Source organism: Deltaproteobacteria bacterium (assembly GCA_020848905.1).
GTDB lineage: Bacteria > Myxococcota_A > Polyangia.
In genome coordinates this window covers 521134-547766 of record JADLHG010000004.1, presented here as the reverse complement: position 1 = coordinate 547766, position 26633 = coordinate 521134, and the positions used below count along the sequence as shown (strand labels likewise).

Below are 26633 nucleotides of genomic sequence, written 5' to 3'. Positions count from 1 at the left end.
GAACGTGGGGCGGCGCACGGGTCGCCCGACGGCGACCGACGGGGCACCGCGCGTACTACTTGTCCTTCGGCGTGAACGTAACGGGGCTCTCCACGCCCACCGGCTGACCCGTGAAGGTCGGGAACTTCCAGCGCCGGATCGCCTTCTTCATGCACTCCACCATCTCCGAGTTGTGATTCGGCGTGATGGTGATGTTGGCCGGCGCACCCGTCGACTGCACCTGAAAGCCCACGTTCACCACGAGCTTGCGATGGTGCAAGGAGGAGTCTCGCTTCAGCGCGCGCTGATAGCACGGCTGCAGGCCGCCCTTGTTCTGCTTCAGGGTCGCGATCACCTGGTCCTGCGTCAGAGCCCCCTCCGGCGTCCCCTTCTCCACCTTGATCGGCTTGCCATCGATCGTCAGGACGGAGGGATCGACCTTGATCGAACCCGGGTTCTGAAGTGCCTGGGCGAGCTGCAGCTTGATCTTGTTGACGTCGTTCTGCAGTTGCTCGAGCTTCGCCTGACACGAATCCAGGGCCGGCTTCGACTTGTCCACGCACTCGGTTGGCTTCTCGCCGCAGCCCATCCCCACCGCGAGCGCCGCAGTCACGAACAGCGCTCCGCACCACCGCCCACCGGCGCACAGGAAACCTAGGCGGCTTCTCCACTCACGGCTTCCGGCATTTCGTTCGCTCATCAGCATGTCTCCCGGAGGGGGTCAGACTCCCTATGGCCTTGTCGGCCGGCCGCTCATTATCTCCCCGGCGGCCTCGGGACGCAAACACTAGCCCGCGCTCGCGGAACACCGCGCACCGTCGCCGCGGAGCACCAAGGAAGGCCGCTACGGCGCGCGCTCCTTGCCTTCTGCCCCGGCTTTGCCTCGGGCTTCGCCGCCCTTGCCAGCACGCACACCCCTCCGCGCCGCAGCCGCTATGTACGCTCGCAGAGGCTTGAGGGTATGCGAATCGTTCTCGACGAAACTGAGAAGCTGTCGCTCGTCCTCGCCGCCGAGCCGCAGGAGAGCCTCCGCCACCAGATTCAGCGCCGTGGTGTCTTTGAGAAACGCGGCATCGCAGCGGTACGTCAAGAGGAAGTCGCGGAAGGGCTCGAGGACCGCCGCGTCGCCCAGCGCCGTGAGCGCCTTCACGACCTCGACCAGGGCGGGCTGCGGCGTCTCGTGGTCTCCGAGGTGGGCGAGCAGCGGCCGAACGGCCTCCGGAGCCTTCAGGTCCCCGAGGGCGCGCGCGATCACGTCCACCGCCACCGCCTGCGTCCCCTCCACGAAGTCGGTCCGCTGCTTGAGCACGTTGAGGTAGAGGGGGATAGCGGCGCGGTCGCGACGCGCTACGAGCACGTCCCCGGCGCGTCGGTACACCGCCGCGTCCAGATCCGGCCGGCTGACGATCTTCACGAGATCTTCGGTGACCTGTCCGCCGGGAAGGCGGGCGAGTTGCTCCACGCCGAAGATCTTCACCGCCTGGAAGCGGCGATCCGGATCCCAGATCATTTCCTTCAGCGCCGCGCGGAGGTCAGAGGCCCCTTTCCCTTCGCCAGCGGGAGCGAAGCCATCCGCGTCGAAGGTGACACCGCGCACGGCCATCTTGACCGGCTGCTGCGTGATGGGGAGACCGGACCGCGGGTCCAGCGTGACGACAGCGCCATGGCTCGTGACCAAAGCGAGCGTGCGCCCCGTGAAGGTGGACCCCACGGCGTCGTGCCTGGGATAGGCGTAGGCCCAACGGAGCCGGCCCGCCGTGGCCCCCGCCGCGTCGAAGGCGAAGAAGAAGCGGTAGTTGTGGACGAAGACGGCGCCGTCGGTGAGACCCATTCCCTCCCCGTCGGCTACTTGCCAGAGCAAGCGATTGCGGTCGTACGCCGTGTATCCGGCGAGCGCAGCGTTGTAGCCGTCCCACCAGTACGGCGGCTGCACCATCTTCGGCAAGGCGGCGGCGACGAAGGTCGAGCCCGCGCGCGTCCCGGCGACGGCGCGCGCATCCAGACGGTAGATGCCGCTACGACCACCGAAGAAGACGCCCGCCGCCGTCGTCCGGACCCAGAGCAGCGCCTCGTCCTTGGACCGCACGCGAGCGATCTCCCGCCCATCCTGAGCGGAGAGCAGGGCGACGGCCTGCGACCGGAGAGGCACGAACACCAGCCCGTCGCGCGCGGCGGGCGCGCCGAGCCGCCCCGCGGAGTCCACCACCCAGCGGGTCTTGCCGGTGGCCCCGTCCACCGCGACGAGGTGGGCGGCCGCCCCGCCGAACAGGCGCCGCTCGGTCCGCTCCACGACGTAGTAGAGGTCGTTGCCATCGGCCGCCGTGCCGAGCAAGCGACCTCCCTGCTCCATCGCGCCGGACCACTGGACCTGTCCATCGGCCACGCGCCGCCCGACGAGCTGGCTGTCGCCGGTCCGGTGAAAGACGTAGTCCCGGCCCACCGTCACGCGAGAGGTCGGCTGCGCCTCCACCGACCACAACACGCCCTGGGCCTGGAGGTCGTAAGCCACCAAGCGTCCGTCTCCGACGAGAAACGCGAGGGGCTTGCCCAGGCCGTTCGCCGGCGTCCCGGGGCGGCCGCGCTGAAGGCGCGCCATCGCGTTCTGCAGGTCACGCGCCTGGTTGTCGGGGAAATGGAGACTGAACGCGGTCTCGGCACAACCCGCGAGGAGCGCCCCCGCACACACCAGCACGGGCAGCGAGAGGACGCGGGCGACGCGCACGGTGAACATGGGGACGCTCATTTCTTGCGCTGTTCGAGCAGCTTCTCCGCCTGCTGCTTGGAGAGCCGCGTCTCTTTCTCGGGCACGCTCGCGACGTACTCCGAAAGAGCCGTCGCTGCATCGGGGCCGGGGATCCGCCCCAGAGCCTTGACCACCTCGGTTCGAAGCGGGTCCGGGCCGAAGTCCTTGCGCTTCAGCATCTCGCCGAGAGCGACGGCAAGGGGCCGGTCGGGCACGTCGCCGATGAGCTCCGCCAGCTGCTTGGCCGTCTCGACCCCTCCCACCTGGCCAAGCGGACCCGCCGCGGCCCCATCGCCCCGTCGGAGCATCTTCAGCAGCGGTCGCTCGGCCCGGCGCTCCTTGCGCTCCCCAAGGATGCGCGCCGCCCGGGCGCGCGGCATGGGATGGCTGTCCCCGAGCGCCTCTATCAACGTCAGGGGCACCCGCGGATCCTCGATGGCACCCAGCGCACGGATCGCGGTCTCGCGGATCTCGGGGCTGCGATAGCGGACGTAGTGCCGAAGCAGGTCCACGGCCTTCGGGCTCTTGTGCAGGCCGAGCGCCTCGAGAAGGGCCCCGAGGAGCTTCGGCGGGGCACCGAGCTGGAGACCCCCCATGAGGGCATCCCGGGCCAGAGCGTCGTCCTTCAGCGACCCGAGCGCGCTCGCCGCGGCGACCGCCGCGTCGAGGTTCTCGCCATGGAGGTCGGCCTTCAGACGCTCCACGTTCCCCGTCATCTGGGCACTCGCCACGCCCGACCCAGACAACCACAAGACCGCTGCGGCCAGCGGCACGAGCCGACGCTGCATGGATGGTCACCCTCCGCGGGGGTCTAATAGCCCAGCTCAGGAGGCGAAGTCAAGAGAAGGACTAGGGCTTCGGGGAGGTGCGGGACGGGGTGGCCAGCGGGCGCGGTCGGGCCCGGTGCACGTCCCTAGTCCTCGTCTTTGGCCTTGGTGTCCTCGTCGGTGAACGTGACCTTGCCCGAGTACACCTCCCCCTTGCCTCGCAACCAGAAGACCGTGGAGGCCAACACCACGTTGCGCGAATTGAGCAGGAAGATCGTGTACTGGCGGTTGACCTTGAAGGGCGGCTTCTTGAGCACCAGGCTCGACGACAGGATGCGCTGCCCGCGCTCGGCGAGGTAGACGCTATCCCCCTCGACGAAGCGCCGCCCCTCGGTGCTGTCGAAGATCTTCATCTTGACCTCCACGTCCCGCGGCGCCTCGCGGAAGAAGGCCATGTACTCGATGGTCCACTGGTTCTGGTCGCTCTTGTCGGGCCAGAGGTGTTTCTTCCTCTTTCCCTTCAGGAACTTGACGAAGGCTGCATCGTTCGGGAAGCGCGTCGGGGGGCGCTTCTCCAGGATCACGACCTGGCCCTTGAACGCGTTGGCCACGCGGTCGAGCCGTCCCTCCGTGGGCCAGGCGAGAAGAAGGGAGAGGACGGTGAGCAGACCCGCGCGAGCTCGCATGCTACCTCCAGGGGTGCGGCAAGGGCGAAGCTCGATGCTACGCGAAAAGGCGCGCTGGAAACAACCCCTCGGCCGCTCCGCTGCAAGCCGAGTCGGCCAGGTCGAGCCCCCCCGCCCCCGCCGCTCAGGAACCGCCCAGACGTCCCTTCATCTCGAGGAAATCCAGGAAGTCGACCAGCTTTCCGATCTCGCTGACTACGACGCCGCCGCCGTCCGTACGCGTCACGAGCCGCGCCCGTTCGAGCCGGTTCAAGACCGTGCCCACCTCTTCACCCGAAAGGCCCAGATGCTCGGCGAGCTCCGGCTCGCTGAGGGCCACGAGAATCCCCGCGGGATGCTCCTGCCCGGCGTTCTCCGCCTCCTGCCGCAACGCCTGCACGACGCGGCTCACGGGATCGCGCACGAGCAGCAGGTCGATCTGACGGCGCGACCCCTCCAATCGGCCGGCTAGCTTCTTGATGAGGCGCACGGCGATCTCCGCGCTCCCGCGAATCATCGCCTCGAACGTCCCGCCGTCGATGACCAGGAGACGCGCGTCCTCGATCACGCGCGCGGTCGCGGTGCGCGGGCTACCGTTGATGATCGACATCTCGCCGAAGAACTCGCCCGCCGAGAGAACTGCGAGGACGGCATCCTGTCCCGCCGCGCGTCGGCTGATTTCCACCCGGCCGGACTGGACCACGTACATGAGTTCACCGTCGTCGCCCTGCTGAAAGAGGACGGTCCCGGCCGGGAAATCACGCGCGTGTTTGCGGGAGAGACTCGTGGCGCCACCCTCCGTCGGAGAAGGTGAAACGCTAGCGCCCGACCCCGGGGCTGTCAAATGGCGAGCAGAGGGCGAGGACGCGCTGGATCGCCTCCTCCACCGAGAGACGCGTCGTGTCCAGCACGACCGCGTCGGGGGCCTGCCTGAGGGGAGCGACCGCCCGTTCGGCATCCGACCGGTCGCGCGCCTCCTCCGCCGCCAGAACCTCTTCGAGCTCGACCACGTGTCCAGCCGCGGCTAGCTGCCGCTGGCGCCGCTCGGCGCGTACCCGCGCATCAGCGAGGAGGAACACCTTAACCTGCGCCTCGGGGAAGACCACGGTGGTCGTGTCGCGCCCCTCCGTCACCAGGGACCCGGCGGCAGCCAGTTCGCGCTGCAGGGCGAGTAGCGCCTCGCGAACCTCGGGATGCCGACTCACCTCCGAGGACCCGCGCGAGATCTCGGGGGTTCGGATGGCGTCCGACAGGTCCTCGCCCTCCACGAAGACGCGATTTACGTCTCCCTCGAGGGAGAAGCTCACCCGGAGCGAACTCGCGAGCCTCGCCAGCGCCGGTCCGTCGCCCCAGTCCGCACCGCTGCGCCGGGCCAGCAGGGCGAGCGCGCGGTAGATGGCTCCCGTGTCGAGCAACGTGCACCCGAGCCGCTGCGCCAGCCGCAAGGCCAGCGTCGACTTGCCCGATCCGGCAGGGCCGTCGATGGCGATGATCAGCGGACTACTCGGTGTCGTGCGATCTGTCACGGGAGCTCCTCGGAGGCGCAGCGGCGGGGCCGGCCGCGTCACCAGCTCGCGCTTGCCGCCCCGCGCCCCCTCCCACTACCATGGAGCTGGGAGGCCATGGCAACCGAGAAGCGCTCGTCTCCGTGGGTGATCGGCATCGCCGCCCTCGGGCTGAACCTCTGGCTGACGCTCCTGGTCATCCCGGCGGCGCACCACGGTCGCGGCCCTGCGGCCCCGGTGGCCGTCGGGGGCGCTCTCGTCACGGCGCTCGTGTTCGGCGGCGCGCTCCTCCGGCGCAGCCCCGTCGGTCTGCTCGGGCTCTTCCCCGCCAGTCTCGCCCTCCCCCTGGGGATCCATCCGCAGCTTCTCGGCACCAACATCTCCGCCCCGTGGACCTTCGGGCTCGTGGTGCTGGCTCTCCTCGGCTACTCCCTGGGCGGCGCCGCCATCCTGCGCGCGAGCCGTCGCGCCCCCGAGGACCCCTCGGTTCGAACGCGGAAGCTCGACGCAGGTCCGGAGGGATCGGGGGTCACGGGCCCGCGCGCGCGACTCCCTCGCCTCCTGGCCGCCTTCGCCGTCCTCTTCCCGGCGGGAGCGATCTACACCCTCTACCTGAACCCCGGCGTGCAGCGCGACTTCCGCGCGGCCTACCCGGAACGCTCGACCTCTGCTGCCCTTTTCTTGGGAGGGCTCGCGCTCCTCCTTTGGGTCGCCCTCTACGAATGGTATCTCGCCCGACCGCTCCGCCTCGGCCTCGGGCCCGACCGCGAGCTCGAAGGACAGCTCTTGCACCTCCGACGCGTCGCCCGCCGCGGGTGGCCGCGGCCGATCTTCTACGTCTGGGTCGCCATCGCGCTCCTCCTCATGGGGTTGGCCGTGTGGATCGTGTGACCCCCCAAGTCCGCGGCCTCGCGCGACTCGACTGCGCTATACTGCAGCCACTCCTCGCCGCTCGGGAGGGCAAGCGCGTGCGCCGACACTTCTTCGAGGCCCTCACGGTCCTGCTCTTCGGGGGCAGCCTGGTCTTCTTCTACGAGTGTCTGCGCTTCCTCGCGCGCCGCGACTACCTCGCCGCAGGCATGTTGACGCTCATCGGCGTGGCCGTCATCCGGGTGGGCGCCGAGCTCGCCCGTCTGGCGATGATCGAGCGCGAATGACGAGCCGGACCCGCGCGACTCGGCTCGCCGGTGTCGTCCTCGGCGCGACTCTCCTCGGGTGCGCGCCGCCGGCTGGGCCCCAGGACGACACCCTCCCCGACTCCCCCTCCAAAGCAGACCCGCGCGTCGTCGTCGCCCGCGTGAACGGCCGGCCCATCCTGCTCGAGGACCTCGCGTCGCAACGCCGGAACGGTCAATCTGCGCGCGAGGCGCTGCGGGCGCTCATCCGCGAGGAGCTCCTCGCTCAGGAGGCGCGGCGCAGAGGACTGGACACCCATGCCGGCGTCCGCGACGCCCAGCGGCGGGCTCTCGCGCAGCATCTGATTCGCCGGGAGCTGGCGAATTTCTCGACGAAGACCGTTCCGCGAGCGCTCGTGGAGCGGGCCTACGAGCTGAACCGGTCGCGCTACCAGCGTCCCGAGCTCGCGGAGGTCGTGCACATCGTGGCGGAAGCGCGCCGCAAGGACCCCCCCGAGGCGCACCGAAGGGCGCGCGAGCTGGCGGAGAAGGCGCGCACCGTCGCCACGAGCGGACGCCTCTCGCCCGAGGAATTCTCGCAGATCGCCCCTCTGCTGCAGAAGAACGCCGGCGGCATCAAGGTTCACGCGGAGGCGCTCGCGACCGCTCGTCGGGGCCAGACCGTCGAGTCGTTTGCCGAGGCCGCGTTCGCACTCGAGGGGCAGGGGTCGATCAGCCCCGTCGTCGCCACGCGCTACGGCTACCACGTCATCTATCTGAAGGGCCGCGTCCCTGCCGTGGACATCCCACTCTCGCAGGCCGAATCCGAGATCCGGGCGCGCGTCTTCGAGGAGGCCCGTCGGATGGCCTTCGCCCAGTTCACCGAGCAGCTCGAGAAGCGCACAACGCCGCGCATCGACGAGGCGGTCCTCGCCCGGGCTCTGAGCCCGGCTCAGGCCCGGTAGCGCATGGATCGAACTCCCTTCTCGGCGGTGCTCGAAGAGATGGTCGCCGCGCTCCCCGGCACACGCGGTGCGGCCTTCATCGACTGGGAGGGCGAGGCCGTGGATGTCTCTGCCGAGGCGCGGGCCACGCAGGCCCGCATCGTGGGAGCCCATTGGGGCATCATCTACCAGCAGCTTCGTGCGGCGTGCGAGCGACTGGACCTCGGGCAGGTACTGGAGCTGCACCTGCGCTGCCAGCAAGAACAGGTCTTCCTGCGGCGCATCTCGAGCGACTACTACCTCGTGCTGTGGGGGACGCCGGCGCTGGTCCCGGCCCGCGTCCGGCAGCTACTTCACGCCGCCGAGGGGCGCCTGCGCGAGGAGATGTGACGGCAGCCCGGCGCTTCCGGCGGGGACGAGGGAGCTTCACGTGGCACCTCGTCGCCGTGGGGCTAGCCTCCCTCGCGCTGGGGGCGGAACCGGTGCGTGCCGAGGAGCGGGACTACCTGCCCGATCACCAGGGGTGGAACGGCATGAGCCGGCTGGCCGACCTGGCGACGCGCCGCGGCCGCTCCGTCACGACCGCCGATCGGCTCGACCTGGGGTCCGTTCGCCCCGACCGCACGGCGCTCCTGTTGCTCTCGCCGCGACACGTGCCGCCGACGGAAGCGCTGCTCGCCTTCGTCCGCCAGGGGGGGCGCATCCTGGTGGCGGACGACTTCGGCCAGGCGGGCCCCCTGCTCTCCAGGTTGGGGATCTCCCGCCCGGTGGGCGCCCCGACCGAGGCGCGCCGGTGGCACGAAGGTAACCGCCACCTGCCGCTCGCCCTCCCGGGTCCCGTCAGCCATTCCCTCACCCGGGGAGTGGAGAGCGTCGTGGCCAACCACCCAGCGTACTTCGTCTCCCGCCTCCCCACCCTCCTCGGCTTCGGCGCCGCGCAGCAGCTTCTCGTGGCCGGCGAGGTCGGGCGCGGGCGCATCGTAGCCCTCTCCGACCCGAGCGTCCTCATCAACGCCATGCTCGAGTTTCCCGGGAATCTCCGGCTGGCGGAGAACCTCGTGGACCACCTATTGGAGGGTCGGGTAGAGCGCCTGGTGGTGCTGGTGGGGCGCGCGCAGCTCGAGGGGCGCGTGGCCGACGCGCCGACCGGAGAGGCACCCGCGAGCGCGGAGGCGGGTCAGCGTCTGAACGACTTTCTTTCGCGGGTGAACGACTTCGCGCTCACCCCCGCGGGCCTCCGGTCGGTGGTCGCACTCCTCGCGCTGGTGCTCGTCGCGGCGCTCGCCCTGCTCCTTCCGCTGCCGCGACGACCGCTCGAAGGCCACTGGGTTCGCCCGGGAGCCCCTCGGCCGCACCGATTCGCCCTCACGGGTGCCGCCCGGGGCGCCGCCTCGGCGTCGGCGCGCGCGGCCGCGATGCTCCGCGACGAAGTGGAGGATCGTCTGACCGAGTTCCTTCAGCTTCCGGCGCCCGTCTCGACGGTCCACGCGCGCTGGGTCGCCGGACGCCTCGAGCGCCGCGCGGGTCCGGAAGCGGCGCGCCTGGCCAGTCGTCTATTGAGCGACCTCCGAAAAGTCCCTTACACTGCGCATGGCCCCGAGCCGGGCGCCACGCGCGCCGTTTCGTCGCGCGAGCTCGCGCGGCTCTACGAGCAGAGCCGCCGCCTCTTCGCGCTCTGTGGAGACGAATCGTTGCCCGACCTCCGATCGCCGCGTGACCATGTCCACCCTGCCTGACGACTCCCTGCGCCAGGCGCACGAGGACACCGCCGCCCTCCGGCGGGAGGTGGAACGTTCGGTCCTCGGTCCACCGGAGATCGTCGACCTGCTCCTGACGGCGCTCGTGGCGCGCGGCCACGCGCTGCTGGAAGGGGTCCCCGGGGTGGCAAAGACCACCCTGGTGAAGACCTTCTCGCGGACCCTGGGGTGCACGTTCCGCCGCATCCAGTTCACGCCCGACCTCCTCCCGTCGGACATCACGGGAACGTACATCCTCGACGTGCGCACGAGCACCTTCCAGCTGCGCGAGGGGCCGATCTTCGCCAACGTGGTCCTCGGCGACGAGATCAACCGGGCCCCCGCCAAGACGCAGAGCGCGCTGCTGGAGGCGATGCAAGAGACCCAGGTGACGATCGAGGGGCACACCCGGCCTCTCCCGCCGCCTTTCATGGTCCTCGCCACCCAGAATCCCATCGAGCACGAAGGGACCTACCCGCTCCCCGAGGCGCAGGTGGACCGCTTCCTCGTGAAGCTGGTGATGCGCTACCCGACCCTCGAGGACGAGCGGCGCGTCCTGACGACCTACAACCGGCCGGCCCCCGCGGCGAACGCTGTCCTCTCTCCCGAGCGCATCCTGGAACTCCAGCGGCTCGCCGAGGATGTCCACGTCGACGACGAGCTGCTCGACTACATCCTCGGGCTCGCCCGTTTCACCCGCGAGCACCGCCGCGTCTACCTCGGCGCCTCGCCCCGGGCGTCGCTGATGCTGATGCACGCCGCGAAAGCGCGCGCGCTCCTCTCGGGGCGGGCGTTCGTCCTGCCCGACGACGTGAAGCAGCTCGCGAGCCCGGTCCTCGCCCATCGGCTGATCCTGGCGGCCGAAGCCGAGCTCGAGGGCCTGCACCCCGAGGCCATCGTGACCGAGGCGCTCGAGAAGGTGCGCTACCAGACGCGGCGCTAGAGACGCGGGCCCGCCATGCGACCTTCCCTCACGGCCACCGGCGCCACCCTCCTCGCCGTGGGGGGCTTCTTCGTCTTCTGCGGGCTGCTCGCTCAATCGTGGCCGCTCTTTGCGCTCGGAACGCTCCAGGTCTCGTCCTTGCTCGTGCTGCACCTGCTGCTCCTGCCGCAGGTCGGGGCCTTGCGACGGCGGGAGCTGGAGCTCGCGTGGTGGGTCGCCGCGCCGGAACACCCCGGAGGGATCCTCGTCGCAGGACGGCCCGTGGACCTCCACGTGCTGCTGCGCAACCGCTCTCCCGTAGCGTTCACGCCCGCCGGCCTGCGCGTCATCGCGTCATCTACGCTCGAGGCCCCTGTCGACGGTCAGGGCTGCTCCGTCGTCCCCTCCCGCTCCGAGGTCACCTTCCGCCTCGAGGTGGTCCCGCGCGCAGCCGGCCACTGGTTCTTGCATGGCGTCCTCCTGCGGACCACGGACCGCCTCGGGCTCTTCTCCCTCGAGCTCTATTTCCCCCACCCCCTCGAGCTGAAGGTCTTCCCCCCAGCGGGGGCCAGCAAGCTACCGCTGCATTTCCGCCCACGAACGGGCGCGACCCACGAACGTGCCGGCCTGCGCGTCATCCGGCAGCGGGGCATGAGCTCCGACCTCCGAGAGCTGCGAGAGCACTCCCCCGGCGACCCCTTCAAGAACATCGCGTGGAAGGCCACGGCGCGCACCGGGCGACTCATGGTCCGCGAGTTCGAGAGCGAGATCATGACCACGCACTGGCTGCTGCTGGACATCTCGCCCACCATGCGCGAGCCGGCTGCGCCGGGACAGAGCAAGCTGGACCACGCGCTTGGCCTTGCGGCCGGTCTCGCGCGGGCCGCCCTCGACCGCGGCGACCGCGTCGGCCTGCTGACCTTCGACACGCGCGTCTGCGGCCACGTTCCCCCGCGAGACGGCCGTCCGCAGGTCTTCCGCCTCCTCGACCGCCTGCTCGAGGCTCAGAATGTGGTCGATGAGGACCTCACCGACCTCACCGACCAGGAGCTCTACGGCGCCGTCGCCGACTTCCTCCGCCTGCAGGACGGCCTCGACACGCGGCTCGTGCGCCCACCGCCCAGGGGCTCCCCCGTCTGGGCCGACCTCGTCGAGGGCCCCCACGGGGAATGGATCGACCGCGACGCCACGCACCGGGCGGTACGGGAATCCCTCGCGCGCCGCCGGGATGGCGGAACCCCCTCCTGGTGGACGCGCATCGTGGCCGCGAGTCCGGAGACCGCCGAGCTGCGCCTCTTCTGTCGCCTGCGCGGCATCGAGGTTCCCTACCGCCGTCCGTCGCCCCTCGCGCGAAAGCACCAGGGGCTGGCCGCCGCGCTCGGCGAGGCGGCGTTCTCCCGTGCGTCCCAGATGCTGCTCGTGCTCACCGATTTGGAAGACGTCGGGGAGCCGCGCGAGGTGCTCGACGTCCTCGCCCTCGCCCAGCGCCGACGTCACCACGTGGTGGTGCTCGCCCCCTACGGGCCCGCCTTCGCGCAACGCAGCGCCGGCGTTCACGAGGCCCGCATGGCCGTGGTCCTCGGCCTCCGGCACCGCCGGCAGCGCGAAGAGATCCGGGGCTCGATCGAGCGGCTGGGGATCCCGGTGCTCTCGCTCTCCCCCGAGGACACCGCGGAGAGGGTGCTCGCGCGTCTCGCCCGCGGCACGCCGCGACGCGCCGGCAGTTTGCGTCTCTGACCCCTCGGTCGGTCTGGGCTTCTCGCGAGGCGGGATGAAGCTCGCGGCTGCGGATCGTCAGGCCGCGACCTGGGCCTGCGCCTCGCTCAGGTTCACGGAGACGAGCTTCGACGCGCCGGGCTCCTCCATCGTCACCCCGTAGAGCCGATCGGCGATCTCCATCGTCCGCCGGTTGTGGGTGATGATGATGAACTGCGACGTCTCGGACATCTCCCGCACGAGGTCCTTGAAGCGAATCACGTTGGCCTCGTCGAGCGGGGCGTCCACCTCGTCGAGCAGACAGAAGGGCGTGGGCTTCACCAGGAACATGGCGAAGATCATGCTGACCGCCGTCAGCGCCTTCTCGCCACCCGACATCATGTCGATCGACCCCAGCTTCTTGCCCGGAGGCTGGGCGATGATCTCGACGCCCGCCTGGAGGGGGTCCTGCTCGTCGGTGAGCACGAGCTTGGCGCGCCCCCCGTTGAAGAGCCGCGGGAAAACGACCTGGAATCGCTCGTTGACTGCGTCGAACGTCTCCTTGAAACGCACGCGGCACGTTCGATTGATCTTCTGGATCGCTCGCTGGAGCTGGTTGAGCGCTCCGTCCAGGTCCTTCTGATGCGTGGAGAGAAACTCGTACCGCCCGTTGAGCTCCTCGTATTCCTCGATCGCCGTGAGGTTGATCTCCCCCATGCGGTCGATGACCTGGCGCAGCTCGTCGATACGCTGGAGCTCCGCCTCGGTGACGAGCGGCCGCAGGTGGTAGTCTCCCGCCACCGCGCGGAGCGGCACGCGATACCGCTCCCAGACCTGCTCCGTGAGGTGCCCCATGAGCATCCCCACCTCGCTCGCCCGAAGCTGCTGCTTCGCGAGCTCTGCGGAGAGCTCGGAGGCCTGGTGGCGCAGCTGCTTGAGCTCGAGCTCCACCTCGCCCACGCGCGCCAGGCACGCTTCGTGGCGCTGGCGCCCCTCGGCGAGGCTCTCCTGGCACACCGCGCGCCGCTCGGACAGCTCCTTCAGCTCCACCTCGATGCGCGCCGCGCTCTCTCGCAGCTCGGCCGCTCGCGCCACGCCTTGCGCCGCGCCCTCCTCGAGCCGGACGATCCGCTCGCGCCGGTCCTGGCACTGCTCGTCGAGCGCGTGCGCGGCCCGCGAGCTGGACTGGCACAGGGACTCGGCGTGCGCCAGCGACACCTTCGCATCCGTGACGGCGTGCGTCGCGTGATCCACGAGCGCCAAGAGCCGCGTCCGCTCGCCCCGAAGCAGGTGGAGCATGTCGGAGGCCAGCCGCCCCTGCGCGTGCGCGCGATCCACCTCGTCGCGCAGCGAGAGCTCCTCGTCCTCCGTCGACTCCAGGTCGCGACCCAGCTGCCCCAGCTCTTCGTCGAGGTCCTGCCGCCGCGTGAGGAGCGTCCGCACCTCCGAGGCGAGGCGCCCGACGTCCTTCTCGCGGGTCAGGATGTCCTTGTCGCCCTGGTGGCCGTCCTTCGTGGCCTGCGTGAGCAGGTGTTCCAGCGCAGCCATCTCCGACTTCACGGCCACATGCTGGTCCAGGGCGCGCCCGTACTCCTGCTCGAGGTCGCGGATGATGTCCGACAGCTCCTTGATCTCGCGCTTCTGGCGCAACACGCCGGACAGCTCGGCGTCGGCGGAGCCCCCCGTCACGGTACCGTCGGGGCTGAGGATCTCCCCCTCCAGGGTGACGAGGGTCTGACGGTCGATGCGATCCCAGACCGCGAGCGCCTGGGGCAGGTCCTCGACCACCACCACGTCGCCGAGCAGTCTCTCGGCTACCCCGCGGTAGTCGCCCCGGCACTGGATGAGGCTCATCATCGCGCCGTGCACGCCGGGCGCCGCCGCCGTGGACACCGCGCCCCCCGCCCCGGCCTCGGCCCACGCCTCGCGTCCCTCGTTCGGATCCCAGACGAAGCCGACCGGGGCGGCGTCAAGGAGCCCGAGGCCCTTGCGCCCGAAGCGCGCGATGAAGCTGGAACGCCCCTCGGCGCTGCTCTTCAGGTACTCGATCGCCTCGAGTCCGACGTGTTCGTCGTCCACGATGATCGTGCCGAGCCTCTGGCCCAGCACCGCCTCGAGCGCCGTCTCGTAGGCCGAAGGCGCCTCCATGACGTCCGCCACGAGGCCGAGCACCCCGCGCTTGTGCGCGGAGCCGTTCAGCCGCTGCATGATGGCCCGCGTGCCGCGACCGAAGCCCTCGTAGCGCGCCGCGATCTCCTCGAGTGAATTCAGCCGCGAGCGGCGTCGATGGAGCTCGGTGCGAAGCACCTCGAGCGCCGTCTCGCCGTGCTCCGCCTGTCCCGAGAGCTCGCTGAGCCGCGCCTTGAGCTGTCCGCGCCGCTCCTCCAGCTCCTGCATGGCCACCCGCAGTTCGACGAGCTGGCCCTCCAGCTCCTCGGCGGCCGCCTTGAGCGAGGTGACCCGTTCCACGAGCCGCTCGCCCTCCTCGCGCCGGCGCTCGCTTCGCTCGGCGAGGTCCCGCCGTCTCTGCCCCAAAGCCCTCAGGTTGGCCTCCGAACGGGCGGCGGCCCGCTCCGCCCCGCCGAGGGACTGGCGCTCGGCCTCCACCACCTGCTCCACCTCCTGCAGCTCCGCCCGCAGCTCCGACTGCACCGCTTGGCGCCCGCGAAGCTCGTGCTCGATCTCCGCCCGGCGTCCTTCGGCCTCCGCGGTCTGCCCGCGAGCCACCTGCAACTGCGATTCCGCCTCGGCGAGCTGTCGCCCGAGCTGCTCCACCTCGTCCCGCGCTTCCGTGGCGCGGCGCTCCAGCTCCGTGGCCTCGTGGCTCTGGAACTGCAACGCGTTCTGGTTGAGCGTCATCCGGTGGTCGACCTGGTACAGCTCCTCCTGTACCGCAGAGACCTTCCGCTCCTCGTCGGCCGACGTGGCGCGCGCCCCCTCGAGCTCGAGCTCGTGGCGGTCGAGTCCCGTCTGCACCTCCTCGCGCTGCCCGGATAACTCCGCGGTCGCCGCCTCGACGACCTTGCCCGCCGCAACGAGCTCGAGCAGGCGGTGCGAGGCGTTCCAGAGCTCGATGTCCCGCATCTCGGCCTTGTACTGCTTGTAGCGCTCGGCCTTCTTGGCCTGACGCCGCAGGGTCCCGAGGCGCTTACCGATCTCCTCGAGCACATCGGTAACGCGCAGGAGGTTCTGGCGGGTCGCGTCCATCTTCCGCTCGGCAGCCTCCTTGCGGCGGCGGTACTTCGTGATCCCTGCCGCCTCCTCCAGGTAGTAGCGACGGTCTTCGGGCTTCGCGCTGACGATGAGGCCGATGCGGCCCTGCTCGATGATGGAGTAGGCCTTGGTCCCCACGCCGGTCCCGAGGAACAGGTTCGTGATGTCCCGCAGGCGCACCGGAAGCTTGTTGATCTCGTACTCGCTCGTTCCGTCCCGGTAGAGGCGGCGCGTGATCGTGATCTCGCTATAGCTCAGGTATTCCGCCGGCACTCGGCCGTCGTTCTCGAAAGTGATGGAGATCTCTGCCATCCCCGACGGCCCGCGCGAATCGGAGCCGTTGAAGATGACGTCCTCCATGGACTTGCCACGAAGGTGGCGGGCGCTCTGCTCGCCCATGGCCCAGCGCAAGGCGTCCACGATGTTCGACTTGCCGCACCCGTTGGGGCCGACCACCCCGCTCACGGGCTGGCGCAAGTCCAGGACGGCCTTGTCGCAAAACGATTTGAAGCCGCACAGATCGAGTCGTTTGATCCGCATGTCCGCCCTTGAGGATGGTCTGCTTTCCCCCGGCGTGGGAGACGTCCTGCAATTAGCAGATCTCCCCCCCCGGTGTAAAGGCCAACCCACTACATCTTGGGTGACGATCTCTCTGGCAACGCGATAGCTGGTGCCAAGGTGCGTCGAACGGGCCGCGCGACGCCACTTCATATATGGTAGCGGGATGCGGCTCTCCCCGATAGCCCTGGCGGTGCTCTCCGCCGCGCTGGCCGGGCTCGCGCCCAAGGCCGTTGCGCTGGCGGCTCCCACCCTGACGGTCCAGGGTCGCGCCACGCTCCGCATCACCCAGGCCCGCCACGCCGCCGGGGTCGTCGAGCTCACCGGAGAGCTCCGCGACGCCGACCTGCACCACGGCCTCGCCGCCCGGCCGGTCCGTGTCGAGCTCGCGGGGGGGACACGCCGGGTCGCGCAGGTGGCCGTGACCGACCCCTACGGCCTCTTTCGCGTGCGGTTCGGCGCCCCGAGCGGTGTGTATCAGGTTTCCGCCCGCGCCGGAGCCGACGCCCACTTCAGCGCCGCGGAGCTCAGCCCCTCCCCGCTCGACGTCACCCGCAGCGCTCTCGATCTGGAGCTCCGCGTGGCCCACGAGCTCGACGCCTCGCAGGCGAGCCAGCTCGTGGAGGTGCGGGCCCGCGTTGCCGCGCGTCCTGCGGCCGTCCCCATCCGGCTCCTCGTGGGTGGAAAGCCGGCCGCGGACCTGCGCACCGACGCCACTGGACTGGCGCGCGCCCGCCTCGCGACCGCGCAGCTCGGCGCCCCGGGGCCCCTCACGCTCTCGGCGCGCTTCTCCGGCGATGGGTCCACCAACGCGGCTGAGGCCAAGGTCGAGGTCGTCCTCGTCTCGCCCGTCACCGTCACCCTGCGGGCCGACCGGCACGAGCTCCAGGCCGACGAGGAGCTCGAGCTCGTCGGCGAGGTGCGTGACCTGCTCGGCCCCGTCGCCACGACCGCCGTCGGCCTGGAGGCCATGGGACGTCACGTGACCAGCGCGCTCACGGAAGCGGACGGACGCTTCGCGCTGCGCCTCTCCGCCTCCGCCTTCGCGCCGGGGCCGCTCGACCTGGTCGCCACCGCGACACCGGCGGTCGTGTGGCGACGCGCGGGAAGCTCGCGCCCCCTGACGATCCACATCGCCGCTCCACGTCCGATCCCGGTGACGCTCTACGCGGGCCCGGCACTCGTCACCGCGCTGGTGCTGCTGGGCGTCGCCTACCGACGCAGGGGCGCGCTCTGGCGCCGCAGCCCGCGCCGACGCCCCAGCGCCGGCGTTACACCGCAGACCCTGTCCACCGACGCCGCGCCCTTGCCGTCGGGGCTGCGCGTCGCACCTCCGGGCCGTCGCACCTCCGCCGCCCTCGACCACGGCCTCGCCGGCGTGGTCTGGGATCCCGTCGACCGCCGGCCGATCATCGCGGCCGAGGTGCGCGTGACGCTGCAGGACGGCTCCGAGATCCACGCCCTCACCGACGGAGAGGGCGCCTTCGCTCTCGAGGAGCTCGCCCCCGGCCGTCATCGGGTCTGCGTCTCGCGAAGGGGCTACGTCAGCGAGCGATTCGAGGCCGCGCTTCCCCACGGGGGACCTCTGCGTGGGGTGCGGGTGGACCTCGTCCCAGTGCGCGTACGACTCCTCGAGCTCTACCGGGACGTGACCCTCGAGCGCCTGCCACACGACGGAGTGTGGGGCCGCTGGACGCCGCGAGAGATCCTGCGTCACAGCCTCGGGGGAGCGGCGAGAGATGCGCATCCCCTCGAGGAGCTCACCGCGCTGCTCGAGCAGGCGTATTGGTCCGCGTACCCGGCGGCCGAGAGCGAGCTCGCCCGCGCCCGCCGTCTCGCGGCGCGCCTCGCCGGCTGAGCGCGCCCGGGAAACCGCGCGGCAGCCCCGACTCCGCGCGGTCGACTATCCCGATCGACTTGTCTATAGTCGCGCGCCATGAATGCAGGAGCCCTGATCTTCGGCGCCTTCGGCGTCGTGCTGGTAGTCCTTCTGATCCTCGCGGCGCGTCGCCTCGGACGTAAAGGCGCGGAACGTTCCTTCGACTCGGATCAGGCCGGCTCCGAGGACGACCGCGAGCTCGCTGCCGAGGCGGAGGAGGCCGCGCGCACAGGAGGGGACAGCGACGAGGAGTCCGACGAGGAGGCTGCGCCCGAGGAGGAAGAGGCGCGCCCGCCCCGCCCGACGCGCGACCGCGCCGCCGAGGCGAAGCGTCTCGGACAGGGGCTCGCGAAGACGCGCGGGGGCTTCGTGGCCCGCCTCGGACAGCTCTTCCGCGGTCGCCCGGCGCTCGACGAGCAGCTCCTCGAGCAGGTGGAGGAGGTGCTCTTCACCGCCGACATCGGGGTGCAGACCTCGCAGTCGCTGATGGAGGGCCTCCGCCGCGAGGCGAGCAAGAAGGGCCTCTCCACGCCAGACCAGATCTGGGACTTCCTCCGGGCGCGCGCCGAGGAGATGCTGACGCTCCGGCAGGTGGCTCCGCTCGACGTAGGCCGTGGGCACCCCTTCGTGTTGCTCGTGGTGGGCGTGAACGGGACGGGCAAGACCACCACCATCGGCAAGCTCGCCTCGCGGCTGCGCGCGGAGGGCCGCTCCGTTCTGCTGGCCGCGGGCGATACCTTCCGCGCCGCGGCGGCCGACCAGCTCGAGGTGTGGGGGAAGCGTACAGAGACGCCTGTCGTCCGAGGTAAGGAAGGGGCGGACCCGGCCTCGGTGATCGTGGAGGCACTGAAGCGAGCCCAGGCCGAGCAGGTGGACGTGCTCATCGCCGACACCGCCGGGCGCCTCCATACCAAGGTGGACCTGATGGAGGAGCTGCAGAAGGTGCGGCGGGCCATCGCGAAGCATGAGGAGGGGGCCCCGCACGAGACCTTCCTGGTGCTGGATTCCACCACCGGCCAGAACGCGATCGCCCAGGCCAAGATCTTCAAGGACGCGCTAGATATCACCGGGATTGTGCTCACGAAGCTGGACGGCACGGCCAAGGGCGGCGTGGTGCTCGGCATCAGCCACGAGCTGGGCCTTCCCGTGCGCTTCGTGGGCATCGGCGAGAAGGTGGAGGACCTGCGCGAATTCGACGCCGAGGCCTTCGCGGATGCTCTCTTCGAGCGCAGCGAAGAGGCCTCCGAGACCTGACCCTGGGGGAATGCACGAGGGCCGCTCGACGGCAACTCAACCGATTGCCGAAGAGCTTCCAACACCTAGATGCACAAATTATCGAACCTCATAGTTGATCCGCCGGAAACCCGTGTGCTATATTGGCCGCGCTCTGGCGGAAACGACCTAACTTGCTGTAACTCCAGAGGTATTCGGCACCAGGCGACCGCGAGGTTGGAATGAAACGGTTTCGCAGCTCTACCGGATGTTGCTTGTTGGTGCTCAGTCTGGCGCTTTCCGGCCAGGCCTACGCCCAGAACGAAGGGGGCGAAGGAAAGCAAGAGCAGAAGGGCGACCAGGAGAAACCCGAAGGGGGTGCCGAAGACGGCGCGAAGGAAGGCGAGGAGGGCGTTCCGCCCGAACAGCCCGAAGCGCCGCCCCCGTCGGACGACGCCCTCAAGACCAAGCAGGCCGACCTGCAACCCACAGCGACTCCAAGCATCAGCTCCGGCCCCCGGGACCTGCGGGAGCAGTGGAAGGACATCGTGGTGATCCCGCGAAAGACCTTCCTCAAGCGGCGCCGCGTGGAGCTGTCCCCGTTCGTGGGGACCTCGGTGAACGACAACCTGATTCAGCACACCGCGATCGGCGGTGAGCTCAATTACCACATCACCGACATCCTCAGCATCGGCGCCATGGGCATGTACTACTTCCCCCAGGTGCTCGATCAGGAATTCTTCACCCGGTACCACTTCCGCAAGGTGCCGAGCCTCAACAAGTACAAGGGCACGGTGGTCGGGAACATGTCGTACGTGCCCATCTACGGCAAGTTCTCCGTCTTCAACAAGTGGATCTGGCACTACGAGATCTTCGTCACCGGCGGGGTGGGCGTCAGCTTCACCGAGATCATTCCGCGCGACTACGACTACGAGCCGTTCAGCAACCTCGCCCTGACCTTCCCGATCGGCATGGGCGGACGCCTTTTCATCACGAGATGGCTCGCCGCCCAGGTCTCCTTCCGCGATTTCATGATGCTCGACAAGTTCGAGCCTCCCGGGCGGCAAGACGTAGACGGCGCCAAGGCCAAGGAAAAGGCGGAGACGCGCTTCATCAACAACGTGATGTTCACGGCCGGCTTCAGCTTCTACCTGCCGCTGGACTTCAGCTACACCACGTTCCGCTAGAGGGAGCTCGGACGCATGCGCAAGACGCACCTCATCGCCACCGCCCTGGCCGCGCTGATCGTGAGCTCTTCCGTAGCCCACGCCGAGCCGCGCAAGAGCCCGCTCGAGGGACAGCCCGCCGTTCGACACCGGTACGAGCTGCGGGACAAGCGCTTCGAAGTTGGCCCCGCAGTGTGGTTCTCCCTGAACCGCGCCCTCAGGCACTCCATCGCGGTGGGCGCCAAGTTGCAGTTCCACCTCACGGACTACCTGGCTCTCGGGGCCGAGATCGGCTACGGGTTCGGGCTCGACACGGGCCTCGCCGGGGAGATCGAAGGGACCTTCGCCCCCGCCAACACGAAGGCCTGGGAGACCCACAAGAGCAAGTTCTCCGACATCAACCTGATCGGGGACGTGCGGGTCGCCTTCACCCCCTTCGCCGGCAAGATGGGCATTTTCGGCAAGCTCTTCCTCGCCTACGACTTCTATGCCTTCGGCGGATTCGGCTTCGCGATGACGAAGAACAACACGGACGATGCCGGCGCGAACGAGACCAACGAAGGGTTCCGCCCGGGTGCTGTCTGGGGCTTCGGCATGCACCTGTTCTTCACCAAGTGGATGGCGATGACGGTCGAGGTCAAGGACCTCATGTTCCAGGACAACGAGTCGGGCCAGGACATCACGCGAGGGACGTCGGAGGCGGAGCTGACGCAGAAGAAGGTGCTGGTGGACTCGTCGGACCGTCAGTTCAAGAACCACTTCTTCGTGGGCATCGGCTTCACCTTCCTCCTGCCCGGCAACCCGAAGACCTCGAACTAGAGCAGTCCCTCCCCTGCCCTACGGGCACCGCCGCAGCGGGCCGTCGTAGGCCAGAAGGACGCACAGCGGGCCGCTCGGCTCACCTCCCAGGGTATAGTCCACCACGAGCGAATCCCCTTCGCGCGCCTCGAAGGACCGCGTGGCGAAACTGCCGTCGGCCTGGGCCGGAGCGATGACGCCGTGGCCGGTACGACGGTTGAGCACCTGCACGGTCGCCCCCCCCATATCCGGAGTGCTCCGGCCCTGCAGGGACACGAGCCCCGCCGTCCGGTCCACGACCTGGCTCGAGAGGCACTCGAAGCAGGGCGGAGGCAGGGGGATCTGGGGCGTGTTGCACCCGACCCCGCAGAGGACCGCACCCGCTAGCAACGCACGCACGACGGTTCGGAGCAGCACGGATCCACCTCTCGGGCTCGAGCCATGCAAGGCACGTGCGCGCCATTTGCGACGTGTTCGCGAAGGAGCTCGGGGGACAGCCGACAACTTCGTTGCCATGGCGCGTGTACGATCTAGACATCTCGCCCGCGGGCGGCGGTCCCGTCCCCCTTCTCCAGGTTGTAGCGCCGGAGCTTCTTGAGCAACCCGAACCGACTCAGGCCGAGCGCCCGGGCCGCCTGGGTGTGGTTGCCGCTCGTGCGCACGAGCGCCTCCTGGATGAGCTCCCGCTCCATCTGCTCCACCCGGGGTCTCATCGACAGGTCCCGGGGGTCTCGCACAACCCGGGAGAGGGCGTCGCCCACGTGCGGCGACAGGTCTGCGACCTCGACGTCGGGCCCCCCGAGCGCCACGGCCCGCATGATCTCGTTCTCCAGCTCGCGCACGTTGCCGGGCCAGCCGTAGCCCTGCAGCTTGGTCATCGCCACGCGGCTCACGCGCCTCCCGGTGCCGCCGTGCTTCGCGAGGAAGTGCTCCACGAGGGTCGGGATGTCTTCGCGCCGTTCGCGGAGCGGCGGGATCTCGATGCGGACCACGCTCAGGCGGTAGAAGAGGTCCTCGCGGAAACGGCCCTGCGCGACGAGCTGCCCGAGGTCGCGATTCGCCGCCGCGATCACCCGCACGTCGGTCCGCTGGCTCCGCTCGCCGCCGACGCGGCGAACCTCCCCGTCCTGCAGCACCCGCAGGAGCTTGGTCTGCATCCCGGGGCTCATCTCCGAAACCTCGTCGAGAAAGAGCGTGCCGCCGCTCGCCACCTCGAAGAGCCCCCGCCGATCGCGGTCCGCGCCGGTGAACGCGCCGCGCACGTGACCGAAGAGCACGCTCTCGAGGAGCGTCTCTGGAATCGCGCCGCAGTTCTCGCCGACGAAGGGCCTCGCCGACCGCCGGCCGTTGTAGTGGATCGCGCGCGCCACGAGCTCCTTTCCGGTCCCGCTCTCGCCGAAGATCACCACCGGCAGATCGGTGTCGGTCACGCGGTCGAGCAGCCGAAACAGGTCGAGCATGCGCGGCGTGCGACCCACGATGTCCCCGTAGTCGTGCCGCAGCGCGAGGGCCTGCCGGTTGCTCCGCAGCTCCTCGCGGGCCTGCTCCAGCTCCGCAGACTGGTGCTCGACGGTGGACGACAGCTGCTGGTTCAGCGTCTCGATCTCGGCCCGTCGCCGCTCGTTCTCTTCGACGAGGCGTGCGTTCTCGATCGCGATCGCCGCCTGGTCGGCGAAGTCTTGAACGAGCTCCACCTCCGCCTCGCCGAAGACGCCCCGCCGAAGCCGATGATCGACGTAGAGCGCACCGACGGTCCTCCCCTTCACTGGCAGGGGCACCGCCATGACGGAGCGCAGCCGCAGGTCGCTCACGCTCAGCGCGGCCTGGAAGCGTCCGTCACCCGCCGCGTCCACGGTCACCACGGGGTCCCCGCGCCGCACCGCCTGCTCGGCGATGGAGCGACTGAGCGCGAGCTCCTCCCCCTCGAGGCTCCGCCGGTCGATGTTGCGCGCCACGCGCACGGCGAAGCTCCCATCGGCCTCGACGAGGACCAGAAAACCGCGCTCTGCATCGGTGAGCTCGATGACCGTGTCGACGATCATCTCGAGCAGGTTGGGGAGTCGCAGCTCGCTGTTGAGGCGCTTGTTGATTGCGAGCAGCCTCCTCAGTCGCTGCGGCGAGTCGGCCGCTTCACCCACGGCCGCGCGCGTCTCCATCGTTCGCGCGCCGTCGGTCGCACCGCCGACCAGCGCCCGCCAGTCGGCCTCGAGCGCGAGGGCATCCGGGTCCCGCAACATGCGCTCGCGGTAGATTTCGGGGGCGTGGCTCACGAGTTCCTCCAGGGTGCGCCGGGCGCGCTCGAGCACCGCGCGCGCAGCAGCGGGCTTATCGCTAGAAAACAGCAGACCGCCCAGGCGAGCGGCCGTCCGCCAGAGAGCTGGCGCGGCCCCTCGGGCGGTCAGGGCGGCGCACTGATCGGCCAGGGTCTCTAGCAGCGCTTCGAGCGCTTCGGTCGGGATCCGTCGATGACGGGCGAGCCGCGCTGCCGCCAGAGTTCGCACGTGCGCCACGTCCGAGGTCTCGCCCGCGGTGGGGAGAGCGTCGAGGGCCTGCGTGGCTTCGTCCAAGCGCCCCAGACCGAGGAGGGCCTCTACCCGCGCCGTCTGCGCGAGACCGCTCTCGCGCTCGACGCCGGCCGCCGAAAACGCAGCGAACGCCCGGTCGGCCTCACCCAGCGCCGCCGGCCAGTCCTGGCTCGCGCGGTGCACCTCCGCGCGCAAGAGCGCGAGGTAGCCCGCGGTGTGAGAGCTCGCGGCGTCGAGCTCCTCCACGCGCGCCGCGATGCGTCCCGCCTCGCCGAAGTCGCCGAGCGCGGCGAAGAGCCCCGCCAGGTTGCACAGCGCCTGACCGAGTTCTGCGCCATGTCCGAGTCGGCCGAGCTCGCGGACCGTCACCGTCAGTCGGTCGAGGGCCTCGGCGTAGCTCCCGAGCTCCACCAGCACCGAACCCAGGTTTCCGCTGCAGCTCGCCACGAGGTGCAGCGCCCCGTCCTCCTCGGCCAGCTGCAGCGCCTGCCGGTAGCGCTCGGCCGCCACCCGCAGCTCCCCACGCGCGAAGGCCACCATCCCCAGAAGGTGCGAGAAGCGAGCACGCTGGCCTCGATGAGCCCCCGCGTCCGCAACCTCCGATCCTCGCCGGAGAACCCCTTCCGCCTGGTCGAGCTTCCCGAGATAGAAGTGCGCGAGCCCCGCGGCCTCGAGCAGGGCCGCGTCCTCGTCCCTACGCGCGTCCTCGCTGGTCGCGGTCCGCGTATCGCGCACGAGCTCGAGCACCTCCCGCCAGCGTCCTCGGCGACCGAGCACCTGCCCAAGCAGGGCGACCTCCTGCCGCCGACGCTCCGGGTCCTCTTCGGTAGCCAGCTCGGCGCGCAACAGTTCCTCCGCCTCGGCGTAGTCACCGCGTCGCTGCAGCGCCAGCGCACGCACCAGGGCGGCCTCGCCGCGCGCGTCCTGCGGCAACACCTCGAGCGCCTGCGCGTACTGTCCTAGCTCGACGTGAAGCCGGCCGAGAAGCAGCCGTGCCGCCGGCCGAAGCGCCTCGTCGGCGCTCGCGAGCACCTGGCGCAAGAGCGGAAGCGCGCGCGCGGGGAGCGGCCCGTCCACGAGCCGCCGCGCGACCTCCAGGGCCCCGGAAGCGGCGCCGGCGCGCGAGGCTCCGAGAAGGTGTCGAGCCCGGCGCAGGTCTACCTCGAGGTCCGCACCGCTCGGGTGCGCTGTCAGCAGCTCCGCGGCCCGGGCGTGGAGGCGCCGTCGCAGCGACGCCGGAACCCCGCTTTGCCAGGCGCTGGCGTGGGCCGCACTCGGCCAGGCCACGCGCCCCTGCTCTTCCGTCAGCGTCCCATCCGCCACGAGCGACGAGAGAGCCGACCACGTCCCCTCGGGCGGAAGATCGGCCAGGCTGGCGAGCTCCCGCACGGACGCCGGTCCGTTCCACACCGCGAGCGCGTCCGTCACGGCGCGCGCCGAGGCCTCGAGCAGCCCTCGTCGCCGCGCGAGCAAGGAGGCGAGCGACCCGGGGCTCTCGTCGGCGCCGGCAACGGGCCACCGCGCTCCCACTGCCTGGCGAAGTCGCTCGGCGGCCAGCCCCGGAAGGCCCGCTGACGCCCGGTGGAGTGAGCGAACGGCCTCCGGCTCGAGCGGCGCCCCCAACATCGAGCTCGCCAGCTCTCCGATCTCGTCCACCGAGAGAGGCGGCACCACCAGACGCAAGAGCCCAGCGCGCGCCTCGCGGACGGGATCCGCCGCGGAGGTGCAGCTCTCGACGAGCAGCAACACGCGCCCGCGGTCCGTCGGAGACGTACTTGCTCGCAGTCGCACCTGCACGAGCGCGAGACCCAGCGGATCCTGGTCGAGCTCCGGCAGGTGGATCACCACCGGCTGAAGCGCGCTCTCCCGCACGAGGTGCGCGTCGAGCAGTACGGCCCGCTCCGCGATGCGTAGGCCTCGCGCGAACGGGGACCCGCCCGCCTCGAGCAAGATCGCCTCCGCCGAGCCCCGAAGCACCCGCACCGGCAGGGCCGTTCCGCCCACGACGGCCATCCGGTGGCGCCTGACGGCCTCCGCAACGAGTCGCGACTTGCCGACCCCCGGAGTCCCGTCGAGGAGGACCACGCCCAGGTCTCCCTCTCCGCGCGCGTGCTCGGCGAGACACGCGGCGAGCGCCTGAACCGCCTCACCGCGGCCCACGAAGGCGGGGGACACCACCTGCCGCAGGGATGAGAGCTCGGTCGCGGTCCGGTGATCGCCGGCGATCCGGGCCAGCTCCGCGCGCACGACCAAGGCCGACGACGGCCTGCGGGACGGGTCCTTGCGCAGCAGTCGCTCGAGCAGGCTCGCGGTCTCCTCGTCGAGCCATGGGACGACGAACAGAGGCTTGCGCGTCAGAACGGCCGCCACGAGCTCCGCACCCTCACCGGAAAACGGCGGCGCTCCGGACGCCAGCGCGGCCAGCGTCGCCCCGAGGCTGTACAGATCGGCGCGGTGGTCGCCGCCCAGACCGGCGAGCAGCTCCGGCGCCATGAAGGGGATCGTGCCTCGCCCGGCCCGCACTGACGAAGGCGGAGCGACCAGCCCGAGGTCGGCCAGCACCGCGCGCCCGTTCGCCGCGACGAGGACGTTGTCGGGCTTCACGTCGTAGTGGCAGAGGCCCTGGCGGTGGATGAGGTGCAGCGCGTCGGCGAGCTCGTCCGCCATGCGCCGCAGGCGCGCGGCCCGCAGGTTCTCCGGCGTGCTCGCGATGACCGAGGCGGCAGAGGCTCCCTGAAGGAGCTCCATCGCCGCGTACACGGTCCCGCGCGGGAAGGTCTGACCGGCGAGCTCGACCGGCTCCGTCAGTCTTCCGAGGTCATGCACCGCGACGAGGCTCGGGTGGGCGAGGCTGGAGAGCCAGGTGAGCTCGTCGAAGGCGCCGGCATCCGCATCGCCACGCTGACGGTAGAGCTTGAGCGCCCGGCGAAGACCCGTCGTGAGATCCTCCGCCTCCGCGACCACGCCGCCGGTTCCCTCCCCGAGGATCCTTCCGAGACCATAGCGACCGGCCACGGCTGGCGCCGCCCGAGGTATCGTCAACTTAGTTTTCGGTCGCTCGGCCATCTGCCCGCGGTCCGCCAACCTTGGCCTATGCAATCAATATCTTCCATCCTGTCTGGCCCTACCCCCTGGATCCTCCAGCAAAGTGCATACCTAGTTTACAGGATGCGCCGGACAACGGCCAGCGCAGGCCGGGCCGAGCGCGGCA

At 70.3% G+C, this 26633-nt stretch carries 20 protein-coding genes; 11 read left to right on the top strand and 9 right to left on the bottom strand.

Translation table 11 applies throughout. The features are described 5' to 3' along the window. Positions 1-55: 55 nt before the first annotated feature. From IT371_02970 to IT371_02945, 6 genes are all read right to left on the bottom strand, one after another. The gene (locus IT371_02970) at positions 56-592 is read right to left on the bottom strand and encodes an AgmX/PglI C-terminal domain-containing protein (GenBank protein MCC6746591.1); all 537 of its coding nucleotides are present in this window, start codon (positions 590-592) and stop codon (positions 56-58) included. 231 nt (positions 593-823) lie between these two features. Continuing rightward, complete coding sequence (locus tag IT371_02965) at positions 824-2710, bottom strand: PQQ-binding-like beta-propeller repeat protein (GenBank protein MCC6746590.1); 1887 nt, start codon at positions 2708-2710, stop codon at positions 824-826. Between the two features lie 8 nt (positions 2711-2718). Next, positions 2719-3510, bottom strand: a complete 792-nt coding sequence (locus IT371_02960; protein MCC6746589.1) for a HEAT repeat domain-containing protein — start codon at positions 3508-3510, stop codon at positions 2719-2721. A 125-nt stretch (positions 3511-3635) separates the two neighbouring features. Next, positions 3636-4175: a hypothetical protein gene (locus IT371_02955; GenBank protein MCC6746588.1), complete on the bottom strand. Its 540-nt coding sequence runs from the start codon at positions 4173-4175 to the stop codon at positions 3636-3638. A gap of 124 nt (positions 4176-4299) precedes the next feature. Continuing rightward, positions 4300-4998, bottom strand: coding sequence for a Crp/Fnr family transcriptional regulator (locus IT371_02950; GenBank protein ID MCC6746587.1), 699 nt, complete (start codon positions 4996-4998; stop codon positions 4300-4302). Further along, on the bottom strand, positions 4973-5650 hold the full coding sequence (locus tag IT371_02945; GenBank protein ID MCC6746586.1) for a (d)CMP kinase: 678 nt from the start codon (positions 5648-5650) through the stop codon (positions 4973-4975). The genes IT371_02950 and IT371_02945 overlap by 26 nt, the downstream gene beginning before the upstream one ends. Before the next feature lie 126 nt (positions 5651-5776). On the opposite strand from IT371_02945, the gene IT371_02940 reads away from it, so the two are divergent. From IT371_02940 to IT371_02910, 7 genes are read left to right on the top strand one after another with little or no spacing between them, the layout of a single operon-like run. Continuing rightward, a complete protein-coding gene (locus IT371_02940; protein ID MCC6746585.1) occupies positions 5777-6550 on the top strand; it encodes a hypothetical protein in 774 nt (257 codons plus the stop codon). Further along, positions 6547-6816, top strand: coding sequence for a hypothetical protein (locus IT371_02935; protein ID MCC6746584.1), 270 nt, complete (start codon positions 6547-6549; stop codon positions 6814-6816). Before IT371_02940 ends, IT371_02935 begins: the two co-directional genes overlap by 4 nt. Beyond that, complete coding sequence (locus IT371_02930; protein ID MCC6746583.1) at positions 6813-7739, top strand: peptidyl-prolyl cis-trans isomerase; 927 nt, start codon at positions 6813-6815, stop codon at positions 7737-7739. Before IT371_02935 ends, IT371_02930 begins: the two co-directional genes overlap by 4 nt. Before the next feature lie 3 nt (positions 7740-7742). Then, entirely contained in the window at positions 7743-8108 is a 366-nt protein-coding gene (locus tag IT371_02925; GenBank protein MCC6746582.1) for a hypothetical protein, read from the top strand. Further along, a complete protein-coding gene (locus IT371_02920) occupies positions 8105-9454 on the top strand; it encodes a DUF4350 domain-containing protein (protein MCC6746581.1) in 1350 nt (449 codons plus the stop codon). Before IT371_02925 ends, IT371_02920 begins: the two co-directional genes overlap by 4 nt. Further along, positions 9438-10397 carry a MoxR family ATPase gene (locus tag IT371_02915; protein ID MCC6746580.1) on the top strand — a complete coding sequence of 320 codons (960 nt, stop codon included), beginning with the start codon at positions 9438-9440 and terminating at the stop codon, positions 10395-10397. The genes IT371_02920 and IT371_02915 overlap by 17 nt, the downstream gene beginning before the upstream one ends. A 15-nt stretch (positions 10398-10412) precedes the next feature. Beyond that, positions 10413-12113: a DUF58 domain-containing protein gene (locus IT371_02910; GenBank protein ID MCC6746579.1), complete on the top strand. Its 1701-nt coding sequence runs from the start codon at positions 10413-10415 to the stop codon at positions 12111-12113. A 57-nt stretch (positions 12114-12170) separates the two neighbouring features. Here the strand turns inward: IT371_02910 and IT371_02905 are convergent, their stop codons facing one another. After that, positions 12171-15824 (bottom strand): chromosome segregation protein SMC, encoded by a 3654-nt coding sequence (locus tag IT371_02905; protein ID MCC6746578.1) that lies wholly within the window; start codon positions 15822-15824, stop codon positions 12171-12173. 184 nt (positions 15825-16008) lie between these two features. On the opposite strand from IT371_02905, the gene IT371_02900 reads away from it, so the two are divergent. From IT371_02900 to IT371_02885, 4 genes are all read left to right on the top strand, one after another. Beyond that, the gene (locus tag IT371_02900) at positions 16009-17700 is read left to right on the top strand and encodes a carboxypeptidase regulatory-like domain-containing protein (GenBank protein MCC6746577.1); all 1692 of its coding nucleotides are present in this window, start codon (positions 16009-16011) and stop codon (positions 17698-17700) included. A gap of 78 nt (positions 17701-17778) precedes the next feature. Continuing rightward, positions 17779-18975 (top strand): signal recognition particle-docking protein FtsY, encoded by a 1197-nt coding sequence (ftsY, locus tag IT371_02895; GenBank protein MCC6746576.1) that lies wholly within the window; start codon positions 17779-17781, stop codon positions 18973-18975. 200 nt (positions 18976-19175) lie between these two features. Further along, positions 19176-20120: an outer membrane beta-barrel domain-containing protein gene (locus IT371_02890; protein MCC6746575.1), complete on the top strand. Its 945-nt coding sequence runs from the start codon at positions 19176-19178 to the stop codon at positions 20118-20120. 15 nt (positions 20121-20135) lie between these two features. Further along, positions 20136-20918, top strand: a complete 783-nt coding sequence (locus tag IT371_02885) for an outer membrane beta-barrel domain-containing protein (GenBank protein ID MCC6746574.1) — start codon at positions 20136-20138, stop codon at positions 20916-20918. A gap of 18 nt (positions 20919-20936) precedes the next feature. On the opposite strand, the gene IT371_02880 is transcribed toward IT371_02885, so the two are convergent. Beyond that, on the bottom strand, positions 20937-21314 hold the full coding sequence (locus IT371_02880; GenBank protein ID MCC6746573.1) for a hypothetical protein: 378 nt from the start codon (positions 21312-21314) through the stop codon (positions 20937-20939). 113 nt (positions 21315-21427) lie between these two features. Then, on the bottom strand, positions 21428-26437 hold the full coding sequence (locus IT371_02875) for a sigma 54-interacting transcriptional regulator (protein ID MCC6746572.1): 5010 nt from the start codon (positions 26435-26437) through the stop codon (positions 21428-21430). Positions 26438-26633: the final 196 nt, after the last annotated feature.